Raw genomic sequence first — 22,772 nt, 5'->3', positions numbered from 1 at the left:
AAGCAAAACACTTACGCTGAATGAAAGGAATTCGAGTCTCTATAAAAAACATGATTATGTTTAAATATTCATGTTCTGGGATAAGATTAGACTGCTTTGATTTTTTTGATTCGTTAGTTAAGTTAATAATTAGTAAAGAGTGATTGTATGAGGAAGACGAATGTTCATCGTTTGCTTGATAAGGAAAAAATTGCTTATCAGATCCATGAGTATGCTTGGAAGGAAGATAGCCTTGATGCGGAAACTGCAGCAAGTCAAACGAATATTCCGCTTGATAAGGTATTTAAAACACTCGTAACGGTCGGAGATAAAACTGGACCAGTCGTTGTTGTTATTCGTGCACAAGATGAACTGAACTTGAAAAAACTTGCCAAAGTAAGTGGTAATAAAAAGATTGACATGCTTCCAATGAAAGATTTGGAGAAGACGACAGGGTATATACGGGGCGGTTGTTCACCGATTGGTATGAAGAAAAGCTATCCGACATACATTGATTCCTATGCAGAAGGCTTAGAATATCTCGTCATTTCAGCGGGGAAACGCGGTTCCCAAGTCGAACTCTCTCCAGCAGATCTAAAAGAAATGACCAAAGCGGCGTATGCTGACCTACGAGCAGAATAATTTAGAAAAAACGGTCCCAAGATGAGGACCGTTTAATTATTTTTCCGTTCTTTTTGTAATGCAACTTTTACTGTAGTTAAGAATTCTTCGGCTTTTTCTTCTGGTGCTTTCGTAACGAAGCTGACACCGATGAAAATAATCGTGGATAAAATAATTCCCCATACCCCTGATGCGAGCCCAAGTGGCTTCCACTGAAATGCTTCTAAAAGGATGACAATAACCCCCGTAACCCCAACACTTGCTAATACTCCAGCAGCTGTACCCCGTTTCCAGAAAAACGTTCCGAATATAGCTGGAACCGCAATGATAAGACCAGCTGAAGAGGCAACGGAGAGGAGTACAATGATACTTAACTCCATTTCAGCAAATAGATAAGCAATAATAGCAATGACAGGAATGACGAATTTTCCAATCTGCAGCTGCATGCGGTCAGATGGTCGTTTCCTCAGATTCCCGTACACATCTTTCGCAAATACGGACGCGAGGGTCAGTAAAATTGAATCAATCGTTGAAATTGCTGCTGCCATAATTCCTACCATCACAATGACCCCAAGAATTGGTGGAACGAGATCACTGGAAAGAATCAATGGTGTTGCCATATCAACATTGTCAAGGTTCGGGAACATAATTGTCGCCGAAAAGCCCCAAAAAATCGCAACAAGTGTATAAATGAGTCCAAAGATCATAAATCCGAGAATCATAATTTTTAAGTTCTGTAAAGATGACGGCATGAATAACCGTTGACTGACCTGTGGATTGGAAAGGCTGAAAAACATCCATGGCAAGGTCATTCCAATAAATGTAAAAATATTAAAAAATCCGTTGCCAGGAACAGCTAATGAAGCTGGGTGTTCTGTTTCCAGCGTCTGGAAGAAACTACTAAACCCTCCTAGCCCGCTGATAAGAACAAGAACGACAACGGTTGATGTGATAATCATGAATACCGCTTGCAAGGAATCTGTCCAGGCAACGGAACGAATTCCCGCAATATAAGAAAATAAAATCGCCATAATCGTTGCAATCAACACACCGGTTGAAAAGGTGATTTCATTATTCGTAAGACCAGAAAGTAAGTAACCGACACCAGTTAGCTGTACTGCGCTATAGGGGATGAGGAAAAGACAGCTTGTTATTGCGACGATGACTGCCACCCTTTTATCTTGATAGCGATCACCAAGCATCTCAGATGGTGTAACATAGCCATATTTTTTACCGACAACCCAAAAACGCGGTCCAAAAAAAGCAATCAGTGAAACCCCCATCAGATAAATTAATTCAAATCCAAGCGCACCAACCCCGCCACTGTATGTAAGTCCGGCTAAACCAACAAGCATGAATGCACTATAAGTAGTTGCACTATAACTAAGTGCAGATACGATTCCGCCGAGTTTCCTATCGCCAAGGAAATAACTGACCATATCATTTTGCTTGCCAGATTGCGATAGAAACGCAATGAACAAAGAAATGATAATATAGATGGCAACAGCCCACCAAACGTACGACGTATTCATTGTTTTTTGCCCCACTCCCTAATTAATAAATAATTGACGCCAATTACAATTACAGTAAGTACCGTCCAAAATAAAAAGCTGCCATACCACTTTTCGACATCAGGAAGCAATGTGTACGGTACAACAAAAGCAATCAGAATCAAGCATGTAATAATAATGGCATAAACCCCTTCGTTCTCCTTCATTGTCGATATTTCCTCCTTTTTAATAGTATAAGAAACGATAAAGTGAAACTTCATTCAGTGGGGAATTCCTTACCTCCCCACTGAATGTTAGTTGAACAGAATCAGATATTTACGGACTGTATATCCCCACCTTCACATATTGGGCTTCCCTCATGTTTAGAGATGGGGGTATTACAGACCGTTAATGCGTGAAAAAATAAAAATGCTGTAATAACTTAGGTTTCTAGGGCTAGTTACGTCCGCTCTGCGACTTAGTTCAGGTTAATACGAAGTGAATTAGCGTCATTTTATGTGAAGAAAATCACATATTTTTACGAAATTTTCATATTTTCGATGTAAAGTTACAAAACCTATCATACCAGATTGTGATAAAGAAGGCTACACAAAAAATCTTTTAATTAAGAAACTTTTGTATGTGACGGACGTCCAATGTAGTAAGAAGGAATAGAAAGGGGCTAAGTTCAAGTGAAGAAATATATAAGTATATTTGTGTTCAGTCTATTGCTTGTAGCTTGTACTGGGGAAGAGGTGGATGACACTGCCGAGGGGACGGCCGATATTGCTCATGATACAGAAAGCTACGGAGTGGAAGATAGTGAACTGCAATTTTCTAATGAGGAAGAGGGTCAAGATGCGGAAACGGAAAAATCAGTGGAAGATGTTGAAGTGGATAGTGCCGAATCAAATCGTAAAGTTATTTATACGGCAGATATAGATGTTGAAACGGATGATTTAAAAACATTTTCTAATCAAGTTCAAAAAGAAGCTGCAAGGATTGGCGGCTATGTGCTTGAGTCGACATTATATAATGAGAAAACAGAAAATTTGAAAATCGGTCAGATGACCATTCGTATTCCACAAGAAGATTTCCATCCATTCCTAGATTTTATCGAGGAGGGAAGTACAAAGGTGCTGGATCATTATGTTTCTGGCGAGGATGTTACAGAGGAATTCGTTGACCTGGAGTCCCGTCTGAAATCGAAAGAAAAAGTGGAAGAAAGATTACTGGATTTTTTAGCTGGTGCGGAAGAAACAGAGGACTTATTAAAAATCTCAAATGATTTAGCACGGGTGCAAGAAGAGATTGAAATGATTGTCGGCCGGATGAATTATCTTCAGGATAAAACGGATTTTTCAACGATAACGATATCAATTCGTGAGCGTAATGTAACACTTTCAAATGTCAATAATGACTTGAACACATGGCAAGAAACGAAACAACAGTTTATGAAAAGTATTAATTCCATCATTACCATCCTATCTAAACTAAGCATACTCATCATCGGTAACTTGCCAGTATTAGCAATTATTGGAGTGCTTGCCCTGAGCGGTTTTTTCATCTGGAAAAAACAAAAGAAAATCAAATAAGTGGGACGCGGGTTCAGTCTGACCCTCTGTCCCAGTTTGCTTATCTGAGTATGGGTGATAAACTAGTAGTAAATAAGAGTAAGAGGGGGAAAAGGATGGAAAAATTACGGGTTGGCAGGGCGCAATTGACTTGGTTACGTGGTGGTGTGAATCATTTGGATGGCGGTGCCATGTTCGGTGTAGTGCCGAAAGCATTATGGGCAAGAAAGTACCCGGCTGATGAGAAGAACTTGATCGAATTAAGGACCGATCCAATTTTGCTCCAATTGGATGGGAGAAATTATCTCATAGATTCTGGCCTCGGAATAGATAAACTGTCAGAGAAGCAGATTCGTAACTTTGGAGCAAGTGAACTTTCTTTTGTAGAAGAATCATTAAGTGAACTTGGTGTGGAGCCAACTGCCATTGACGGTATATTAATGACTCATTTACATTTCGATCATGCGAGTGGCTTGTCAAAAAAAGGAAAAGAAGGGTATGAAACAATTTTTCCCAATGCGACTATTTATACGACGGCAATTGAATGGGAAGAAATGCGTCACCCCAATATTCGTTCTGTTAATACATACTGGGAGAGGAATTGGCGACCGATTGAACATCAAGTAGAGACTTTCGCAGATGAACTGGAAGTTGCAAAAGGACTGCGGATGATCCATACAGGAGGACACAGTGAAGGACATGCCATTATTGTTTTTGAAGATGGAGAAGACTGTTTCATTCATATGGGAGATTTAATGCCAACGAATGCACATGAAAATAAGCTTTGGGCGCTGGCCTATGACGATTACCCGGTGACATCGGTCCACGAAAAACAGGAGTGGATGGAATACGGATACAACAGACAGGCATGGTATACATTTTATCATGATGCTTACTACAGAGCGATCCGCTTTAATGAAAAAGCTGAACGGATTGACGCGGTTGAGAGGGCACGGGTATTGAAAGGAGAGCGCTTCAATTAAGAAGCGCTCTCCTTTAAGCGGTTTCAGTCGTCGCGATGATACCTCCTGTTTCTACATCAACATAGAATTCGTACTGTTTACTCTCCCCATCGATGTTTCGCGTAATTCCCCCGCGATAGGCTTGATACACCAGGCCATTTTTCTCGACTTCTTCAGGTTTCATATAAATCCATGATCCGCTGATTGGCCCGTTTTGTTTAAAAGCTTCCTTCGCATTACTTAAAGCTTTCTCTGGCGTCACTTTCTGCTTCGTATCCAATTGGCTCTTCAATAGATAACCTACCGCGAACCCGATACTTGCAGCAAGTAAAAGATTTCTTTTTTTCAACTTGTTCCACCTCTCATTAAATGAAATAGACATTCATCTTCTTTTAATTATACCTTAGTTACTTGGAAATTTAAAATTCCATGGATGCAGTTACGAGGAGTGAAAATTCTTCGAGATAATCCTCCTCAAAATACGCTAAAAATGGCATAATATTTTTATATCGAAAGTCAGAGCATAGCATATTTAAGGAGGTTTTTATTCTTGTCCGATTATTTCCGGTTCTCTTAGCCTCATTGCTTTTTTGGCTTGGAATGCTCCGCTGCTTGAATACCTGTTTTTCATCAACACAAAAGACATGGGTGCCGTGTTCTTTCGCTGTAGTGCCGTTTGATAAACATCATAAACAGCTTGGGCTTGCTTTTGGTTTGTCCCATGGTTCTCAATCTTTGGATTCAGTCAAACTCGGTAATGATGTCGTTTAAATCAGCTTCCTTTAAATAGCGTGCAACACTGCGTGGAGAGATTTGTTCAACAATGTGCTCTTTTTTAGCCTGATCCGCCAATGTGCTTGACAAAATTCTCTCGAAATTTTGTAAGCGCTATGTTACGATAATTCCGATAAGGTATTGCGAATATAAAGAAAATGAACTTAAAGAAAGTACAAGAAATACTTTTTGATATATCTATATTAGAGGAAGATTTCTGGATAAGAGTAGATGTTTTATTTCCAAGCGCAGATATGGAACATAACAGGGAGGTTTATAATGGACTTTAGCTTTAAATACTTATTAATTGCATTTATTTTTTTCCCGATTTGCACAATGGTTCATGAATTAGGACATGCTTTTTTTATCAAACTGTGGGGATGGAAGGTTAAAAAGATTCAAATCGGTTGGGGAGATACACTAATAAGCATTGGCAGACTTTCTATAAATAAGATATTTTTTATCAGTGGTGCAACTTCATATGAACGACCAGACAAGGTAAGTAAGACCAAATGGGCTATTGTGCTACTAGGGGGAGTTATATTTAATGGATTTTTTATTGGAGTCTTATATTTGGTCTCATTGTTTTTTAAAACGGAATATATAGGAATTATGAACTTTTTAAGTTGCTTATACATCTTATGGTGTCTCATTCCATATACTGACTTGCAGGGACGTTCAAGTGATGGGAAACAATTGCTTAGTTTACTAAGAAGTACAAAAACTAGTTAGGTTATCCTGTTTAAGTTTAATAAATACATAGAACGTACGATGCTTGTGAATAAAGACATGAGATAGAACCACCCTTGCCATCTTTTGGAGTCATCTATGACGAAACTTCGGGCTACTTCTCGTATGAATTGAACTTAATTGCAGCCCCAAAGTGCTCCAGAGTTTGTACGTTGCCACGAGGCACAAGATGTGCTAGTACAAACACTCTGCGGTGGGACGAGTAATTGCAGTCCCAGGCGTTGCGAAACGAATCGCGTACTTAGTCTGTAAGGGCGCTTGTGCCTTTTCCTTTGCACTTCATTTAACAAACTCACATAAATTAATAATAGTGCAAAGGCGAACCATGAAGGGGGAGGAGCTATGGCGATAAAACCACCTATTTTACAACAAGGGGATACAATTGGAATTGTTACCTTGGGCAGTCCACTAGATGCAAGTATTATTAACGCTGGAATAGAAACGTTACAAAATATGGGATTTAATGTGATCCTAGGAAAATATGTCTATTCTCAAAATGGGTTTCTTGCAGGAACAGATCAACAACGTGCCTCGGACTTGATGAGCATGTTTGAGAATGACCAGGTAAAAATGATCCTTCCTACTAGAGGTGGCGTGGGAGTAGCAGGCATTCTTCCTTACCTTGACTATTCCGTGATCACAAGCCATCCGAAAATTATATCGGGTTATAGCGACATAACGATATTATTAAATGTCCTATACCAATATGCCGATTTGATCACATTCCAAAGTTTAATGCTCATTGATTTCGTATCGGGAGGTCCAGCCTACAACGTCAATCAATTTTTTACTGCTACGTCTACATTAACTTCACCAAGACAAATACAAAATTCGCCGGGCATTCCAACTGTCAGTACGGTCCAGGGTAATGTAACCGGTCCAATTGTCGGGGGCAACCTGACCTCTTTTGTTGGTAGCCTTGGAACCCCTTACGAAATCGATACAAAAGAAAGCATACTCCTTATTGAAGAAACCCATGAACCAATTAATACGGTTTATAGATATTTGAATCATTTAAAGTTAGCCGGAAAATTTGATGATTGCATTGGCATCATCATGGGAGAATGTACAAATTGTCCCGCCTCATATAACACGACTTACAATGATTTGATTAATACCTTTATGACTTCCTTTGGCAAGCCACTTATGACCAACCTTACCACCGCACACGGAACGTATAAAGCAGCAATTCCAATTGGAGCTATAGCAAATTTAAATACAACGAATAATACATTAACGGTACTTGAACCGACCGTAAGTTGATTGGGACGTAGGAACGGTTCTTGTACCGACTCCTGTCGTCCCGTTCTTTCGTTCGGGTTTGTGTCTTTTCTCCCATCGGAATACTAAATGGAAAGGTTTCCGGATGGCGATTAATGCAAGGTGGCTGATAACTCTTCCAATATATGTTGCGGCGACAAGCAGTACAGTTATATGTCTATTGTTTCAGTTTTAAACCCGCCAATTAAATGTATAATGTCTTGGGACGGAAAAAGACAAGCTTTTGTTAGCACGCATTAACGGTCTGTATTCCCCACATTCCAAAACATGAAGGGAAGCCCAAGATGTGAAGGGTGGGGATATACAGTCCATAAATCCCTAATTCTGTTCAACTAACACTGAATGAAGTTTCACTTTATAAGATTTTTCATTCAATCCAACAATCCTTGCAAAAATCGCTGAAACAAATTCGAAAGGCTGTTCTGACCGGGATAGTGGAAAGTCATTTCCATTATCCGGTATACTGAAAAGACATAGAGAAATAGAATATATATAAAAGGAGTTTAAACATGAATCAGGAAACCTTAGAACTTTTTAAAAATTTAACAGAACTACAGGGGGCTCCGGGGAATGAACATGCTGTCCGGGCTTTCATGAAGAAGGAATTAGAGAAATATGCAGAGGAGATTGTGCAAGATAATCTCGGAAGCATCTTCGGTGTTAAAAAAGGAGAAGGCCCCCGCATCATGATTGCCGGACATATGGATGAGGTTGGCTTTATGGTTACTCAAATAACGGATAACGGAATGATTCGCTTTCAGCCATTGGGCGGCTGGTGGAACCAAGTCATGTTAGCCCAGCGCGTTCAAGTAATGACAGAAAACGGTCCTGTTATTGGTGTTATTTCATCGATTCCGCCCCATTTGCTTACGGAAGCCCAGCGGAAGAAACCGATGGAAATTAAAAATATGCTGATTGATATTGGGGCAGATGACCGGGATGATGCGAAAAGAATTGGCGTGAAGCCAGGAGATTCAATCGTTCCTGTTACCCCATTCCAACCGATGGTAAATGAGAAGAAAATCCTTGCTAAAGCTTGGGACAACCGCTATGGCTGCGGGTTATCCATCGAGTTATTAAAAGAATTAAAGGATGAATCGTTACCGAACACGTTATATTCCGGAGCAACTGTTCAAGAGGAGGTTGGACTTCGCGGGGCTCAGACTGCATCTAATATGATTCAGCCGGATATCGCTTATGTTCTCGATGCCTCACCTGCGAATGATGCCTCAGGGGATAAAAAAGCATTTGGTCAGCTTGGGAAAGGGGCCTTGGTGCGAATATTCGACCGGACGATGATCACACATCGGGGCATGCGTGAATTTGTACTTGATACAGCAGAAACAAATGATATCCCGTATCAATATTTCATATCACAAGGTGGAACAGATGCAGGACGAATCCATCTATCGAATAACGGTGTACCAAGTGCGGTAATTGGTATCTGCTCACGATACATTCATACGTCAGCTTCCATTATTCATGTTGATGATTATGCAGCGGCGAAAGAATTGCTCGTGAAATTGGTAAAAGCTACTGATCAAACGACAGTTGATACGATTAAAAATAATAGCTGAGGAGTAAGGAATGAAATTAATAATCGGTTCTAAAAACCCAACGAAAATCCGTGCGTGTGAAGCGGTTTTCACAGATTACACTGTCCGGGGAGTGGAAGCTTCGTCTGGTGTTTCCCCGCAGCCGCGTACTGATGAAGAGACGAGACAAGGTGCAATCAATCGTGCACTTCAATCACTTAACATGAAAGAAGCGGATGTAGGTGTCGGTCTCGAGGGTGGAGTCATGCTCGTTGATGATTGTCTCTATGTAACGAATTGGGGCGCACTTGCTGTTTCAACAGATCTAATTTATACCGCAGCTGGAGCGCGAATCGCTTTGCCGAATGAATTTTTACCAGAGTTAGAAGAAGGGAAAGAGCTAGGAGACATCATGGAAGGGTATGCTAAAAGGGAACATGTCCGCTCGAAAGAAGGGGCAATTGGCATCTTCACCAACAATCTAATCGACCGCGGTACGATGTTCACCCACATTACCCAAGCACTAAGAGGTCAACTGGAATATTGGTCAAAAAGTTAAAGAAGAACAACGACGCAAGAAGATCATAGAAGCTAAGCCAAGAAGTAATTCATTTGGCATTCTTAGGTGCAGAGCGGACGTGGCTACCCGCTCGAAATTTCTCAAGAATATTTTTATTTTATGGTTTCCTAGAGGAATGAAAAGAGGAGTGCCGCTTTGGGCGCTCCTCTTTTCATTCATAAATATAGGCTAAAACATCTAATGCTTGATCAATCGTTTCAACTGTAATATTCGCTTTGTTGGATAGCTCTTTCAATGGGTGAATAAACTCTTCCGGTCGAACAAGAATCGTCGGTTTATTCAATGTAATTGCCGCGGAGGCATCCATCGCCGTATTCCACTGTCTGTATTTCTCACCAAACAGCGCAATAACGACATCAGCTTTCTGCATAAGCACCTGTGTTCTTAAATTATTCACAGCAGAAGCTGCATCATCCCGGTAATAATTGCCAGGCTGCTTCCCTAGAATCTTTTCTCCGATATCATCTGAAAGGTCATGATTCGTCTGTGGTCCGACAAAGGTTAACGGTAAATTCTTTTCCTTTGCTTTTGCTTTTAATTGATCCCGCCAGTCTGAGTGAATTTCACCAGCTAGATAAACAGTTAGTTCCATTTCAGCACCTCCAAATAATATGACTCCACTTTCATACTAGCGAATTGTATAATAATTGCAAATTATTTACATGAGCATTTCAAAATTCGTTAAATCAGGGCGTGTGAATTGAAACAGACGGGAAGGAAAGCTATGATAGAAAGAAGGAGATGATTGAAAATGAGGCCATTGCAATCTGTAAAAGAATTTAACGAACTCAAAAATAATGAAAAAGCAATTTTTCTTTTCACAGCTGGCTGGTGTCCAGACTGTCGCTTCATTGAACCAATCTTACCAGAAATAGAAGATAAATATCCTGAGTACACTTTTGTTGAAGTGAATCGAGACGAATTTATGGAACTGGCACAAGAAAATGAAATTTACGGTATCCCTAGCTTTGTTGCTTATGAAAAAGGGTTAGAAGTAGGCCGATTTGTCAGTAAAGACCGGAAGACAAAGGAAGAAATCATTTCGTTTATCGATGGCTTTGCGAAAGTGTAGATTAAGTTTGTAAGGAGGTACCATCGATGAAAATGACAAGTACCCGCATGCGGGACATATTGAAAGAGCGTCTGTCAAATGATAAATATCATTTTAGATTTAATCGTAAAGAGGACACACTCCGTATCGAGTGGAAGGAAACGAAGCAAGGCTTAACCTTGACGCTTCCAAATATCATTGTAAAATATAATACGCGCGGTGAAACGGTAATTGATGAAGTTGTTGAACATATTGAGGAAGCGCTAAGAATGATGAATGAACATGTTGAATTGACAGGAATGGAGAAGTATATCTATCCTGTGATTCGCTCGACATCATTCTCGACTAAAACAAAAGCTGAAAAAAAACTGATCCACAAAGATCATACCGCGGAAACGAGAATATTCTATGCACTTGATGAAGGGAAATCATACCGATTAATTGATGAAGATTTGCTTCAAGAAGCAGAGTGGACTGGGAAGCATCTAGAAGAAATCGCAATGTTTAATGCCCGCTCTCTTTCAACCGATTATAAAACGGATAAAGTAGCTGGGAATGATTTTTACTTTATTGCAACTCAAGATGGATATGATGCAACCAGAATATTGAATGAAGCATTTCTGGAAGAGATGAAAGCAAATATGAAAGGTGATATGACCGTCGCCACCCCGCATCAGGATGTATTGATTATTGCAGATATTCAGAATGAGACTGGTTATGATATTTTAGCTCAGCTTACAATGAAATATTTCTCGGAGGGGCGCATCCCTATTACTTCGTTACCGTTTATTTACGAAGATAAAAGATTAGAGCCAATCTTTATCCTCGCGAAAAACCGCCCAGAGAAATAGGGAAAGGACGAAATAGATGAACGTATTTTATAATCCAAATGGAATTGGGGATGTACTCCTCATCCCGCTAAAAGATGGCAATCGTTACGAATGGACATATGAAACAAACGGAGATATTGTCCGAGTACTTGGAAAAGATCAGGAAGTGCTCGGCTACAACATTTACCGTGCTTCGGAAAAATTTGCACTAACTGAAACAGGTGCAATTAAATTAACGGAAGCATTACTTGGAGAAATTAAAGACCTGTTTAAAGCCAATAATCTCGATGATGAGCTTGACTTTGATCTAAGCCCGAAATTTGTCGTCGGCTATGTCGAGGAAAAATTACCTCATGAGAATGCAGACAAGTTAAGTGTTTGTAAGGTTGATGTTGGTGGGGAGGTACTGCAAATCGTTTGTGGTGCACCAAATGTCGATGTTGGCCAAAAAGTTGTTGTTGCGAAAGTAGGAGCAACGATGCCAAGCGGTCTACGCATTAAACCATCTGAACTCCGTGGAGTTCCATCAAACGGAATGATATGTTCCCAGAAAGAATTGGCTATCCCCAATGCACCGGAAGAAAAAGGAATATACGTACTAGACGACAGCTATCAAATTGGTGAAGAATTTACCGTTTAAAAAAAAGAGGCACACGCTATTTTCTAATAGGGTGTGTTTTTAATTCCCTCAAAATATGAACTGCTAATTACTTTCATTCAGCGTGAGTAATGTGCACGTTCTCCAGACTTGCTCTCTAGTCGCCGTTCAGCTGCCCGGTGGACGGATGCTTTCCGCGGGCACAGCCGAAGCCTCCTCGGGCTACCGCCCTGCGGGGTCTCCGGACTCGTGCTATTCTCGCAGGAGTCACCGTCCACCGGGCAGCTGAACTGGTAAAGATGATTATTATGAAAAGAGATTATTCTATCACGATACAGGGTGTGCCTTTGGAATATTAAATAGCATTCCAAACGGGGCCTTTCCTCGGAGCAGTCCAGACACCTCGAGACTCCTGCGGGAGGATAGGCCTAGGTGAGACTCCACAGGGCGACAGCCCGAGGAGGCTCACCAGCCGCCCGCGGAAAGCGAGAGGTGTCTGGACTGCGGACCTCCAGAAGTAAGTTGCATACACTCACGCTGAAAAGTGGAGTTATTTATAATATAAATTCAATAAAACTACATCCAACTCTAAAAAACTGGTAAAATGGAAAAGTAACATGGATTGAAAAGGAAATGAGTGAATGAAATGTTAAAGCATTGGTTAGATAAAATGAAAAACTTTTTCCTGACTGAAGTAGAGGAAGAAATTGAAATTGAGGATTCGGAACAACCTCAACAGAATCATCAGGAAATAAAAGCGAGAATGACTTATAAGTATCCAGAGAATAGACCTTTCCGGTTTCCAGTAATTCCAGATCCAATGGAAAATCGGGAGAAAAATGAATATAAACCAGCATATGTACGAAGAAATCAAGAATCGGTGCAACCGGCCCAGCCGAAAAAAGAAAAGAAAGCATCCAGTCCAACCCCAGTCAGAAAAGTATATAAAGATGAAAATGCACCGCCATTTCAAGCGTCAGATGTCCCCTCTCCAATATATGGTTTTCAAAAAAGGGACAATGAAGTCGAAAATGTGCCCGCTTATGCTCGGAAGAAAGCTAAAAATGAAGAGCGATCGGAAGTCCAAATAGAAGAACAAATAGAACAAATAAAAGAGCAAAAACAAGAAGAACCACTGAGTGAAACGATTAAGCCGGAACAGGAAACGGCAGCAATAATCGAGTTAGCGACAAGGAAGACGGAGCAACCAATAAAGACAGAAGAAAACCTAGAAACAGAAGAAAAATTAGCAACAGAAGAAAAACCGGAAATAGAAGAAATTAAAACAATCCACCAATTGGCGCAGGAAGAAACAACAGAAAACCAGGTACATAAAAAAGCGTCTCAACCTGAAAAGAACAGAAAGAGAAGCGAAAGAAAACAGGGGAATGAACGAGAAGTACCGTTTAACGTCGTAATGACACCACTCGATAAAGCGAAAATGGAGCGGAACGAGAGGGTAAGGATGCGGGGATTAGAGCGGCACAAAGAGCGCCCAGAAAGAAAACCGGAGAACGAGTCTGTAAAACCAGTGGCAATACAGTCGGAAGTGGATCAATCAGAAGTGGAACAACCAGCAAAAGATATTCATATTCCGCTACATCTTTTAAATGACCCGCAAGAAGAAGATTATGCAAATGATCCGTGGATTGAAGAACAGCAGAACTTGCTTGAACAGACACTGAAACATTTTAACGTTGGTGCACGGGTTGTTCACGCAACACAAGGCCCATCTGTTACAAGATTTGAAGTGCAACCAGAATTAGGTGTAAAGGTAAGTAAAATTAGAAACTTAAGCGATGATTTAAAATTAAATATGTCTGCTAAAGATATCCGGATTGAAGCACCGATTCCGGGGAAAAATACAGTTGGAATCGAAGTACCGAACCCAACAGCGCAAATGGTTGGACTGCAAGAAATTGTGGAGACGGAAGAGTTTAAACAGAGCAAATCTCCACTTACAACTGCATTGGGTCTAACGATTGAAGGTAAACCTAAAATTACAAATATCCAAAAGATGCCGCATGGCCTAATAGCTGGTGCAACCGGATCAGGGAAGAGCGTGTGCATTAACACAATCCTTATCAGTGTTTTATATAAAGCGAGTCATGAAGATGTGAAATTGCTCTTGATCGACCCGAAAATGGTGGAGCTAGCGCCATATAACGGTGTGCCGCACCTTGTCTCACCAGTTATTACCGATGTAAAAGCAGCGACACAGAGCTTGAAGTGGGCAGTTAATGAAATGGAAGAACGTTATGAACGTTTCGTGGAAGAAGGCGTTAGAGACATTGAGCGGTTCAACCGGAAAGTAATGAGCGAACATAGAAAGAATGAAAAAATGCCATATATCCTCATCGTCATTGATGAATTGGCTGACTTAATGATGATGTCACCACAGGATGTGGAGAATGCCATCAGTAGAATTGCACAAAAAGCACGGGCTTGCGGAATTCATCTTTTACTTGCTACCCAGAGACCATCTGTTGATGTTATAACGGGACTCATTAAAGCAAATATTCCAACTCGGATTGCCTTTAGTGTATCTTCGCAAGTGGACTCCCGTACAATCCTTGACGCGAGTGGGGCAGAGAAGCTCCTAGGTAAAGGTGATATGCTGTTCATGGAGAACGGAACAGGAAAAAGTGTCCGATTACAGGGTCCATTTGTATCTGACGAAGAAATTGAAAGAGTTACAGCCTTTGCAAGAGATCTTGCCGAACCGGACTATTTGTTTGAGCAAGAGGAGCTACTGGAACAAATTCATATGGAAGAAGATGAGGACGAGCTTCTTGAAGATGCAATTCAGTTTGTCGTTCATCAACAATCAGCAAGCACCTCCATGTTTCAGCGCCATTTCAAAATCGGCTATAACCGGGCGGCAAGGTTAATTGATACGTTGGAAGCGCGTGGTATTATATCTGGGCAAAATGGAAGTAAGCCGAGAGAGGTCCTCGTGTCGGAAGCCGCTGCCCGAATAAGCGATTAAATTTGTTTCAATTGCAATATTTTTATATCATATTGTTAATAGGATAAATAATAAGGAGAAAAATGATGAAAGAAATCGATCGAAAGCTTGCAGGTGAGATTGACCGTTTAACAAATAAAACATTTAAATTTGATGAACGTATTGGGGAAGGCTGGTTTTCTGCAGTATATTTTTTAAAAACGAAAAAGATTGCCGAAGAGAAAATCCCTAATAATCATGTAACGATGCAATTTTTTCAAAAAGATGATGCAGTTCTTTGCGGTACGGATGAAGTGATTGCTTTACTTCATTCGTTCGCGGATAATCCAGAAACACTAGAAATCAAATCATTGAAAGACGGAGACCGTATCAGTCCGTATGAGACGGTTCTTACGATATCAGGCGCTTATCAGCAATTCGGCTATTTAGAAGGGATTATTGATGGAATTCTTGCGAGAAGAACATCTGTCGCCACGAATGTATACAATGTGGTAAAAGCAGCGAGTATAACTGAAAAGCCTAAGCCTGTCATTTTCATGGGGGACAGGGATGACCATTATACGACCCAAGCAGGAGACGGATATGCAGCATTTATTGGCGGTTCCACTGCACAGGCAACCCATGCAATGAACGAATGGTGGGGGAAAGAAGGTATGGGGACAATGCCGCACGCACTCATCCAGATGTTCCGTGGCGATGTCGTGGCAGCGGCTGAGGCGTATCACGAAGTATTCCCTGGCGATGAATTATCCGCACTTGTCGATTATAATAATGATGTCATTACCGATTCATTAAAAGTAGCAAAGCGTTTCGGCGATAAATTGAGCTCTGTCCGCCTCGATACTTCCCGTACGTTAGTGGATAAATATTTCCTGAGAAATCATCATTTACTTGGAACATTCGACCCACGTGGGGTTAATCCAGAGCTATTATTTGCTTTACGGAAAGCGCTTGATGATGAAGGATTCCAGCATGTGAAAATTATGGTATCCGGCGGCTTTACGGAAGAACGTATTAAAGATTTTGAAGAAGCTGGTGTACCGGTTGATATGTATGGTGTAGGAAGAAGCTTATTACGGCTTAATATCGGGTTCACAGGGGATCTCGTCCTATTGAATGGTTCACCGGAAGCGAAGGAAGGACGTAGATTTCGTCCGAATCCACGGCTCGAGGTAGTGGAATATAAAAACGTATAGAAACAAGGTGGGCTGAAAGGATTATTTTCATGTCCTTGATTGTTTGCTATAATAAGCTATTGTGTGATAATCTATCACAAACAGTAAGACAAATCCTTTTTTGTACATGTGGAGGTTCTTTTTATGACAACTTACCATCTTATTGGTATAAAGGGAACTGGAATGAGTGCACTCGCACAAATTCTCTACGACTCCGGTGAGACCGTTCAAGGCTCGGATGTGGGAAAACATTTTTTCACGGAAGAAGCTTTACTTGAAAAAAACATTCCAATTCTCCCGTTTTCTAAAGATAATATTAAAGCGGAATATACAATTATCGCAGGGAACGCATTCCCAGATGACCATGAAGAAATTGAAGAAGCAAAACGTTTAGGCTGTGAATTTTATCGATATCATGATTTTCTCGGCGATTGGCTGAAGAAATTCCGGAGTATTGCAATTACAGGTTCCCATGGTAAAACTTCAACGACCGGTTTACTTGCCCACGTATTAAATGAGGCTTTTCCAATCTCTCATTTGATTGGAGATGGAACAGGAAAAGGCCATGTGGATAGTGAATATTTTGTCTTTGAAGCCTGTGAATATCGCCGGCATTTCCTGAGCTATGAACCAGATTATGCGATTATGACAAATATTGATTTCGATCACCCGGATTATTTTACAAGTGTCGATGATGTCTTTTCTGCCTTCCAAGAGATGGCAGACAGAGTGAAAAAAGGTATTATCGCTTGTGGTGATGATAAGTATTTGCAGCGAATTACCGCCAATGTTCCTGTTCTTTATTATGGACTTGAACCGGGCAATGATTTTCAAGCTAGAAATATTAAAACATCAGAGGAAGGTACTGTTTTTGATGTTTTTATCAGAAGTAATTATTATGATACATTCACGATCCCTATGTACGGAGATCACCATATTTTAAACGCGCTCTCGGTTATTACATTATGCCATTATGAAGGCATCCCAGCTAAAGAGGTAAAGAGCTTGAGTTCGTTCGGTGGAGTGAAACGGCGCTTTACAGAGAAGCGTGTGAACGATCAAATAATTATTGATGATTACGCTCATCACCCAAGAGAGATCAGAGCAACAATTGAATCAGCGCAGAAAAAATATCCGGATAAAGAGATTGTAGCTATCTTCCAACCGCATACATTTACACGGACAAAGACATTTCTGCAGGAATTTGCTGATAGTCTTGAAGGTGCTGACTTTATCTATTTATGTGAAATCTTTGGGTCCGCCCGGGAAGAAGCCGGTCAATTAACAATCGGCGATCTTCAGGCATTAATCGAAGACTGTGAACTTCTAGATATTAATCATACAGAGGTTTTAACAAAGCATAAGGACAGTGTGCTGATCTTTATGGGAGCAGGCGACATACAGAAGTTTATTGAAGCCTATAAGCCTGAAATTCACACACAAGTATTGAATAAATGAACAAAGCTCCGGCGCCCGCTTAGGGTGCTGGAAGTAGATAAAGTCTGCCTAGGGTAACCTTAGAAAGGAAGCCGTTTGGGCAGGCTTTTTTACATATTTCTTCATGAGGGGTTCAAATTATTGAACTTTTGCAGGAAGGACTCACTTTACCCCTGTGTCTCGCCGTATCATTCGAAATTTCATTCATTAAGTTATATACTATTTCTATAAGTTCATGTTTAGTTAGGGATAGTTGGGGTATAAAGTAATCAAGTACCGCTATTCTATCAAACAAAAGCAATTATTTGTTAAAGGAGCTGAAAAAATGGAAGTTATGCTTTATATTGCTATAATCATCGCAGTTATAGCTCTTGTGGTACTGACGTTTTACATTATTCATACCATAAAGGTAACGAAAGAATTTTTGAACGATACGAAGACAACACTGCAGGGACTAGAAACGCAGTTAAAGGGGATAACGAATGAAACAACCGAACTTCTAAATAAAACGAACCGGCTTGCGGATGATGTTGAACTGAAATCCAGCAAATTAGACGGTTTAGTTGATGGGGCCCAAGGAATCGGTGAGACGATGAAGGAGTTTGATCATTCGTTAAAACAACTAACGAATAGTATCTCCCGTGCATCGCAGGAAGAACAAGCGAAGACAAATGAAGCGGTGAAATGGGGAGCATCTATTTTAGAATATGTCCTAAAGAGAAAAGAAAGTAAGTACTAATCAATATTATTCAAATATATGGAGGGAATAACAATGGCAGAAAACAATAATACGAAAGACTTTGCAATTGGTGTCGTACTAGGAGCAGTAATCGGTGCATCTACAGCATTATTATTCGCACCTAAATCGGGGAAAGAAACTCGTAATGATCTAAATAGGGGTGTTCAGCAAGTAAAAAACCGTGCCGGTGAATTTAAAGATATCGCAGTTGAAAAAGGATCAGATTGGAAAGATAAAGCATATACAACCGGTGCAGAATTCAAACAAAAAGCAATGGATACAAGTGCGGAATTAACGAAGAAGTCTAAAGAACTAACGAAAACAGTTGCAAATAAAGCGCAGGATATCACAAATGAAGTCGCTGAGAAGACACAAGATGCCACAAAGCAAGCTGCAGATAAAACAGAAAAAGCAGTTTCTGAGGCGGATAAGAAGTTAAATGAAGCGAAAGACAAAGTGGGACAAGCTGCAAAGAAAACGGATAGGAAAGTTGAACAAGCTGCCAATAAAGCGGATAAAAAGGTAGAAAAAACTGCAAAAGAAGTAAGTAAGAAAATAGAAGAAGGTGCTGATAAAGCTGCTGAATCTGTAAAAACAGGTGATAAAGAACTGAAAAGCAATAAAAACAGCAGTGGAACAACGAGATAAAGTGAAACTCATTCAGTAGGGAATCTTTACCCCCCACTGAATGTTAGTTGAACAGAATCAGGTATTTACGTACTGTTTACCCCATCCTTCACATATTGGGTTTCCATCATGTTTAGAGAAGGGGGTATTACAGACCGTTAATACGTGATAAAGAATGAAGAAAGGCTACTGTGCTTATTAGCGGCTGTAGCCTTTTTGCCGTTCAATCATCCCAAACAATTGCTAAGGAATCCCGGTCGTGGATAGGGGTATCAAAGCCGGCTCTTTCATCATTGCAATATAATTTGAAATTCCCGGTCGCATGTGTTAAATCTAGTGCAACATGTCGAAAAACATCTTGAAAAACGAAGAAAGGAGTTTCTCTTTCTTTCATCGTTAGACGGATATACGGATGTAATTCACTATCATTATGTAAAATCTTTTCCATATTCGTAACCATATATGCAGGCTTATAAAGAGAGACAGGTTCTTTGTTAAAGGTCACTTGAATCGAATAGGAATCGGACTTTCCGAGATACTCGAAGATATCCTTTACAATAGGTGTCTTAGCAGAAGTAAACTTTAATTCATCTCCATCATGTAAAACTGTTTCCGTAGTTGCTTCCTTATCGTTTACAAGTATTGTCGTCTTTCCAACAGGAAGATCAATTTTCTTTTGATTGACAATGATTGGAAACTCTAGGTTAACATCTCTACCAAGCTTGTAAAAATCAAGAAAATCTTGTACGCTTTCTAGCCGCGACCAGTGAATGTCGTCTTTATCTTGTACATAATAGCTTGGAGGTTTAGGCTTACCATTTACAGTATATATTGTGCCGAGTGAATAAGACGTATCTTTAAACTTAACTCTTATCTGTTTTGTTTCCCCTATCAATTCTTCTAATGTAATCGCAGCAGCATCCCCATCACGCCCTTTTTCCAGTTTAATAACATCCATTTGCTTTATACGGGTCTCGGTTGTAGCCGGTTCATCGTTTAAATAAATGGTTGGTGATTCGCCGAACCCTCCTGGAATCGTAACTTCTTTCCCATTAACCTTTATCATTGCAGCGATGCCAGGTTTTCCATAATAATTGTGAATTTTAAGGCCTGCCTGTATCAGTGCATCACCAATCGTCTGCTCATTTACCTCAAATAGGCGGATAGTTTCTTCGTTGATTATAATTTCTGTGTATTGGACTGGACGTTCCTTTGCAGTAATGGCAATTCCAATCGGCGTTACAAAGAGAGGACCGCCAGGAAATGCAGCATTCGGCTGTAGTTGCTGGATAGCTTCCACACCGCGGATAGCAACCCGGTTAGGTGGTAAATTCAGATTTACAGCAATTTCATTTGCGATGGTTGGAGTAAGGCTACCGCCACCTACTAACATAACAGCACGAGGGGCTTTTCCATTTAATTTTTTAATTTCTTCTGCTATCACCGTTGCGAGTCGGTTAATTTCATCTTTCATATGATCAACGAACGCATCGTAGGTAATGGTAGAAGTGAAGCCAAGAATATCTTCTATCTCTGTTTCATTTTCCAAAACAACTTTTCTTTTTACCTTTTCCGCTTCTGGAAAGTCGAGTAAATATTGGTCACTGAGTGCTTCGGTAATCTCATCTCCCGCAAGAGGCACCATACCATAGCTGACCACCGTTCCATGCTCGGTTATCGCTATATCGCTTGTGCCGGCACCAATGTCTACTAGAACGACATTTAAGCGGCGCATGGACTCGGGGATAAGAACGTGAAGGGCAGCAATTGGTTCCAACGTCATCGCTTCTACTTCAAGATTTGCCATTTTGACAGCTGTAAGTAAGGACTCAACAACTACTTTCGGCAAGAAAGTCGCAATTACTTCTGCACTTGCTTCATTTCCCGTTTGCTTGATTAATGAGCCAATCCGTTCCTTGTCTAATTTATAATATAGTAAGGAGTAGCCGACGCAATGATAATTCTGATAGCTATCTGCATATTTCTTTGCCCCGAGCTTTTCCTGGGCAGCTTGGAGAGCGGCAAGTTCCAAATGTTTTACGTCTTCTTCATTCTTTATCGGAAATTTAGTTAAATCGATTGTCGCACTTGCTTCAATCGTTTTTAATGACCGGCCAGCAGCCGCGACACATACTTTATGTAAAGGGGAACCATAGCTTATCTCAAGTGATTCTTTTACTTTTTTAATCGTGGCTGCAACTGCGGGGACATCGTGAATTTGGCCGTCCCGCATGGAGCGTGCCTCATGTTCGATCATGCAATAATCAATCAACTGGATGGAATCCTCATCCCTTCTGACAATTACACCTGTAACTGATCTTGTTCCTATATCTAAAGCGAAAATTATATTTTCCATAATGCTCACCTCTAATCATTCTCTCCCTATTAATCTATCACATATTAATGGACTGTAGTACCTTGACTTCTAACAAGAGGAAAGTGGAACGTGATGGAAACCCGATAGTATGCGGTGTTTTATTATTTTATTAAATTAATAGTGACAAATAACAGATTTTTAGCTATAATTGTGTCTAATTATTAAAAACTGTGCAGGGGGCTTACGAATGAGTAATCAAATGGAACAGCTGAGAGAGCAACTAGATGAAGTGAACTTAGAGATTTTGGACTTAATTAACCGTCGGGCTGAATTAGTTCAGGAAATCGGTAAGGTGAAATCGAAACAGAGTATGTATAAATTTGATCCGGTCCGTGAAAGAGAAATGCTTGATAATATTAAAAAGCATAATACCGGCCCGTTTGAAGATGCAACAATCGACCATATTTTTAAAGAGATCTTCAAAGCTGGTTTAGAGCTGCAAAAAGATGATCATCAAAAAGCTCTACTCGTATCGAGGAAGAAACAACCGGAAAATACGGTCATTGAAATTAATGGAACGAAGATAGGAAACGGCTCCGCAAATTATGTATTTGGACCATGTGCAGTTGAAAGTTATGAACAAGTAGCTCAGGTTGCTAAAGCGGTTAAAGCAAAGGGCTTGAAATTACTCCGTGGGGGCGCATTTAAACCACGCACATCCCCGTATGACTTCCAAGGACTTGGAGTTGAAGGATTACAAATATTAAAACGTGTCGCTGACGAATATGATTTAGCGGTGATTAGTGAAATTGTTAATCCGGCTCATATTGAGGAAGCGGTAGAATATATCGATGTCATTCAAATTGGTGCAAGAAACATGCAGAACTTTGAATTATTAAAAGCTGCAGGGGAAGTAGACAAGCCGGTTCTCTTAAAGCGTGGTCTATCTGCAACAATTCAAGAATTCATTAATGCTGCGGAATACATTATCTCCCGTGGAAATGCGAATATTATCCTTTGTGAACGTGGGATTAGAACGTATGAAACAGCTACGCGAAACACGCTTGATATTTCAGCAGTACCCGTATTGAAAAAAGAAACACACCTGCCAATTCTAGTGGACGTTACACATTCAACAGGCAGAAGAGATCTATTATTACCGACAGCGAAAGCAGCACTGGCAATCGGAGCAGATGGAGTCATGGCTGAAGTCCACCCAGACCCAGCAGTAGCACTATCGGACTCTGCACAACAAATGGACATCCCAACCTTTGATAAGTTCTTTGAGGAAATCACAGATCTGGAAAACCGTTTGAAATAAAGGAACATAGTGGACGTGGCTAGAGTTAGAAACGATAGCTATCCAGAATATCTTTATCATTTGATTTCTTATGTAATGAATAGATTAGGACATAACTATTTTTCCTTCTGGTAAAATAGTTATGTCCATATTTTTTTGGGTAGAATAGGTTATATACAAGTTT

At 40.3% G+C, this 22,772-nt stretch carries 21 protein-coding genes; 16 read left to right on the top strand and 5 right to left on the bottom strand.

Annotation, left to right across the window (positions count from 1 at the left end):
* The first annotated feature begins 147 nt into the window (after window positions 1–147).
* Entirely contained in the window at window positions 148–621 is a 474-nt protein-coding gene (gene ybaK, locus SPD53_RS17350) for a Cys-tRNA(Pro) deacylase (RefSeq protein WP_156856719.1), read from the top strand.
* Between the two features lie 32 nt (window positions 622–653).
* On the opposite strand, the gene SPD53_RS17345 is transcribed toward ybaK, so the two are convergent.
* Both SPD53_RS17345 and SPD53_RS17340 read right to left on the bottom strand, forming a co-directional pair.
* Window positions 654–2,132 (bottom strand): sodium:solute symporter family protein, encoded by a 1,479-nt coding sequence (locus SPD53_RS17345; protein ID WP_336253315.1) that lies wholly within the window; start codon window positions 2,130–2,132, stop codon window positions 654–656.
* The gene (locus tag SPD53_RS17340) at window positions 2,129–2,317 is read right to left on the bottom strand and encodes a hypothetical protein (protein ID WP_156856759.1); all 189 of its coding nucleotides are present in this window, start codon (window positions 2,315–2,317) and stop codon (window positions 2,129–2,131) included. Before SPD53_RS17340 ends, SPD53_RS17345 begins: the two co-directional genes overlap by 4 nt.
* 465 nt (window positions 2,318–2,782) lie before the next feature.
* Between SPD53_RS17340 and SPD53_RS17335 the strand changes: the two genes are divergently transcribed.
* Complete coding sequence (locus SPD53_RS17335) at window positions 2,783–3,685, top strand: DUF4349 domain-containing protein (protein WP_336253314.1); 903 nt, start codon at window positions 2,783–2,785, stop codon at window positions 3,683–3,685.
* Window positions 3,686–3,780: 95 nt separating this feature from the next.
* Window positions 3,781–4,647, top strand: a complete 867-nt coding sequence (locus SPD53_RS17330) for a YtnP family quorum-quenching lactonase (protein WP_336253313.1) — start codon at window positions 3,781–3,783, stop codon at window positions 4,645–4,647.
* Between the two features lie 13 nt (window positions 4,648–4,660).
* On the opposite strand, the gene SPD53_RS17325 is transcribed toward SPD53_RS17330, so the two are convergent.
* Window positions 4,661–4,975, bottom strand: coding sequence for a PepSY domain-containing protein (locus tag SPD53_RS17325; RefSeq protein WP_156856723.1), 315 nt, complete (start codon window positions 4,973–4,975; stop codon window positions 4,661–4,663).
* Between the two features lie 704 nt (window positions 4,976–5,679).
* Between SPD53_RS17325 and SPD53_RS17320 the strand changes: the two genes are divergently transcribed.
* The 4 genes from SPD53_RS17320 to SPD53_RS17305 all read left to right on the top strand — a co-directional run bounded on the left by SPD53_RS17320 (window position 5,680) and on the right by SPD53_RS17305 (window position 9,525).
* Window positions 5,680–6,132 carry a M50 family metallopeptidase gene (locus tag SPD53_RS17320; RefSeq protein WP_336253312.1) on the top strand — a complete coding sequence of 151 codons (453 nt, stop codon included), beginning with the start codon at window positions 5,680–5,682 and terminating at the stop codon, window positions 6,130–6,132.
* Window positions 6,133–6,492: 360 nt separating this feature from the next.
* A complete protein-coding gene (locus tag SPD53_RS17315; RefSeq protein ID WP_336253311.1) occupies window positions 6,493–7,413 on the top strand; it encodes a S66 peptidase family protein in 921 nt (306 codons plus the stop codon).
* A 527-nt stretch (window positions 7,414–7,940) separates the two neighbouring features.
* On the top strand, window positions 7,941–9,008 hold the full coding sequence (locus SPD53_RS17310) for a M42 family metallopeptidase (protein ID WP_336253310.1): 1,068 nt from the start codon (window positions 7,941–7,943) through the stop codon (window positions 9,006–9,008).
* 10 nt (window positions 9,009–9,018) lie between these two features.
* Complete coding sequence (locus SPD53_RS17305) at window positions 9,019–9,525, top strand: DUF84 family protein (protein ID WP_336253309.1); 507 nt, start codon at window positions 9,019–9,021, stop codon at window positions 9,523–9,525.
* A gap of 172 nt (window positions 9,526–9,697) precedes the next feature.
* On the opposite strand, the gene SPD53_RS17300 is transcribed toward SPD53_RS17305, so the two are convergent.
* The gene (locus SPD53_RS17300; protein ID WP_188855536.1) at window positions 9,698–10,138 is read right to left on the bottom strand and encodes a YtoQ family protein; all 441 of its coding nucleotides are present in this window, start codon (window positions 10,136–10,138) and stop codon (window positions 9,698–9,700) included.
* Between the two features lie 159 nt (window positions 10,139–10,297).
* On the opposite strand from SPD53_RS17300, the gene SPD53_RS17295 reads away from it, so the two are divergent.
* The 8 genes from SPD53_RS17295 (at window position 10,298) to SPD53_RS17260 (ending at window position 18,992) form a co-directional block, all read left to right on the top strand.
* The gene (locus SPD53_RS17295; protein ID WP_336253308.1) at window positions 10,298–10,618 is read left to right on the top strand and encodes a thioredoxin family protein; all 321 of its coding nucleotides are present in this window, start codon (window positions 10,298–10,300) and stop codon (window positions 10,616–10,618) included.
* 26 nt (window positions 10,619–10,644) lie between these two features.
* Complete coding sequence (locus tag SPD53_RS17290; protein ID WP_336253307.1) at window positions 10,645–11,448, top strand: DUF1444 domain-containing protein; 804 nt, start codon at window positions 10,645–10,647, stop codon at window positions 11,446–11,448.
* A gap of 16 nt (window positions 11,449–11,464) precedes the next feature.
* Window positions 11,465–12,067, top strand: a complete 603-nt coding sequence (gene ytpR, locus SPD53_RS17285) for a YtpR family tRNA-binding protein (protein WP_336253306.1) — start codon at window positions 11,465–11,467, stop codon at window positions 12,065–12,067.
* Window positions 12,068–12,671: 604 nt separating this feature from the next.
* Window positions 12,672–15,014, top strand: coding sequence for a DNA translocase FtsK (locus tag SPD53_RS17280; protein ID WP_336253305.1), 2,343 nt, complete (start codon window positions 12,672–12,674; stop codon window positions 15,012–15,014).
* Between the two features lie 65 nt (window positions 15,015–15,079).
* Window positions 15,080–16,189: a nicotinate phosphoribosyltransferase gene (locus SPD53_RS17275; protein ID WP_156856761.1), complete on the top strand. Its 1,110-nt coding sequence runs from the start codon at window positions 15,080–15,082 to the stop codon at window positions 16,187–16,189.
* 123 nt (window positions 16,190–16,312) lie between these two features.
* Window positions 16,313–17,626 (top strand): UDP-N-acetylmuramate--L-alanine ligase, encoded by a 1,314-nt coding sequence (murC, locus tag SPD53_RS17270; RefSeq protein ID WP_156856732.1) that lies wholly within the window; start codon window positions 16,313–16,315, stop codon window positions 17,624–17,626.
* A gap of 304 nt (window positions 17,627–17,930) precedes the next feature.
* The gene (locus SPD53_RS17265; RefSeq protein ID WP_156856733.1) at window positions 17,931–18,344 is read left to right on the top strand and encodes a DUF948 domain-containing protein; all 414 of its coding nucleotides are present in this window, start codon (window positions 17,931–17,933) and stop codon (window positions 18,342–18,344) included.
* A gap of 33 nt (window positions 18,345–18,377) precedes the next feature.
* A complete protein-coding gene (locus SPD53_RS17260; protein WP_156856734.1) occupies window positions 18,378–18,992 on the top strand; it encodes a YtxH domain-containing protein in 615 nt (204 codons plus the stop codon).
* Between the two features lie 202 nt (window positions 18,993–19,194).
* Here the strand turns inward: SPD53_RS17260 and SPD53_RS17255 are convergent, their stop codons facing one another.
* Complete coding sequence (locus SPD53_RS17255; protein WP_156856735.1) at window positions 19,195–21,327, bottom strand: cell division protein FtsA; 2,133 nt, start codon at window positions 21,325–21,327, stop codon at window positions 19,195–19,197.
* A 208-nt stretch (window positions 21,328–21,535) separates the two neighbouring features.
* Here SPD53_RS17255 and SPD53_RS17250 point away from each other — a divergent pair, with 208 nt between their 5' ends.
* Window positions 21,536–22,609 carry a bifunctional 3-deoxy-7-phosphoheptulonate synthase/chorismate mutase gene (locus SPD53_RS17250; protein WP_156856736.1) on the top strand — a complete coding sequence of 358 codons (1,074 nt, stop codon included), beginning with the start codon at window positions 21,536–21,538 and terminating at the stop codon, window positions 22,607–22,609.
* Window positions 22,610–22,772 lie beyond the last annotated feature (163 nt).

The organism is Oceanobacillus sp. MO10714A (assembly GCF_037072045.1).
In the GTDB taxonomy this organism is placed as follows: Bacteria; Bacillota; Bacilli; order Bacillales; family Amphibacillaceae; genus Oceanobacillus; species Oceanobacillus indicireducens.
The sequence above is the reverse complement of the archived record's forward strand: the minus strand, read 5'-3'. Positions and strand labels throughout refer to the sequence as shown.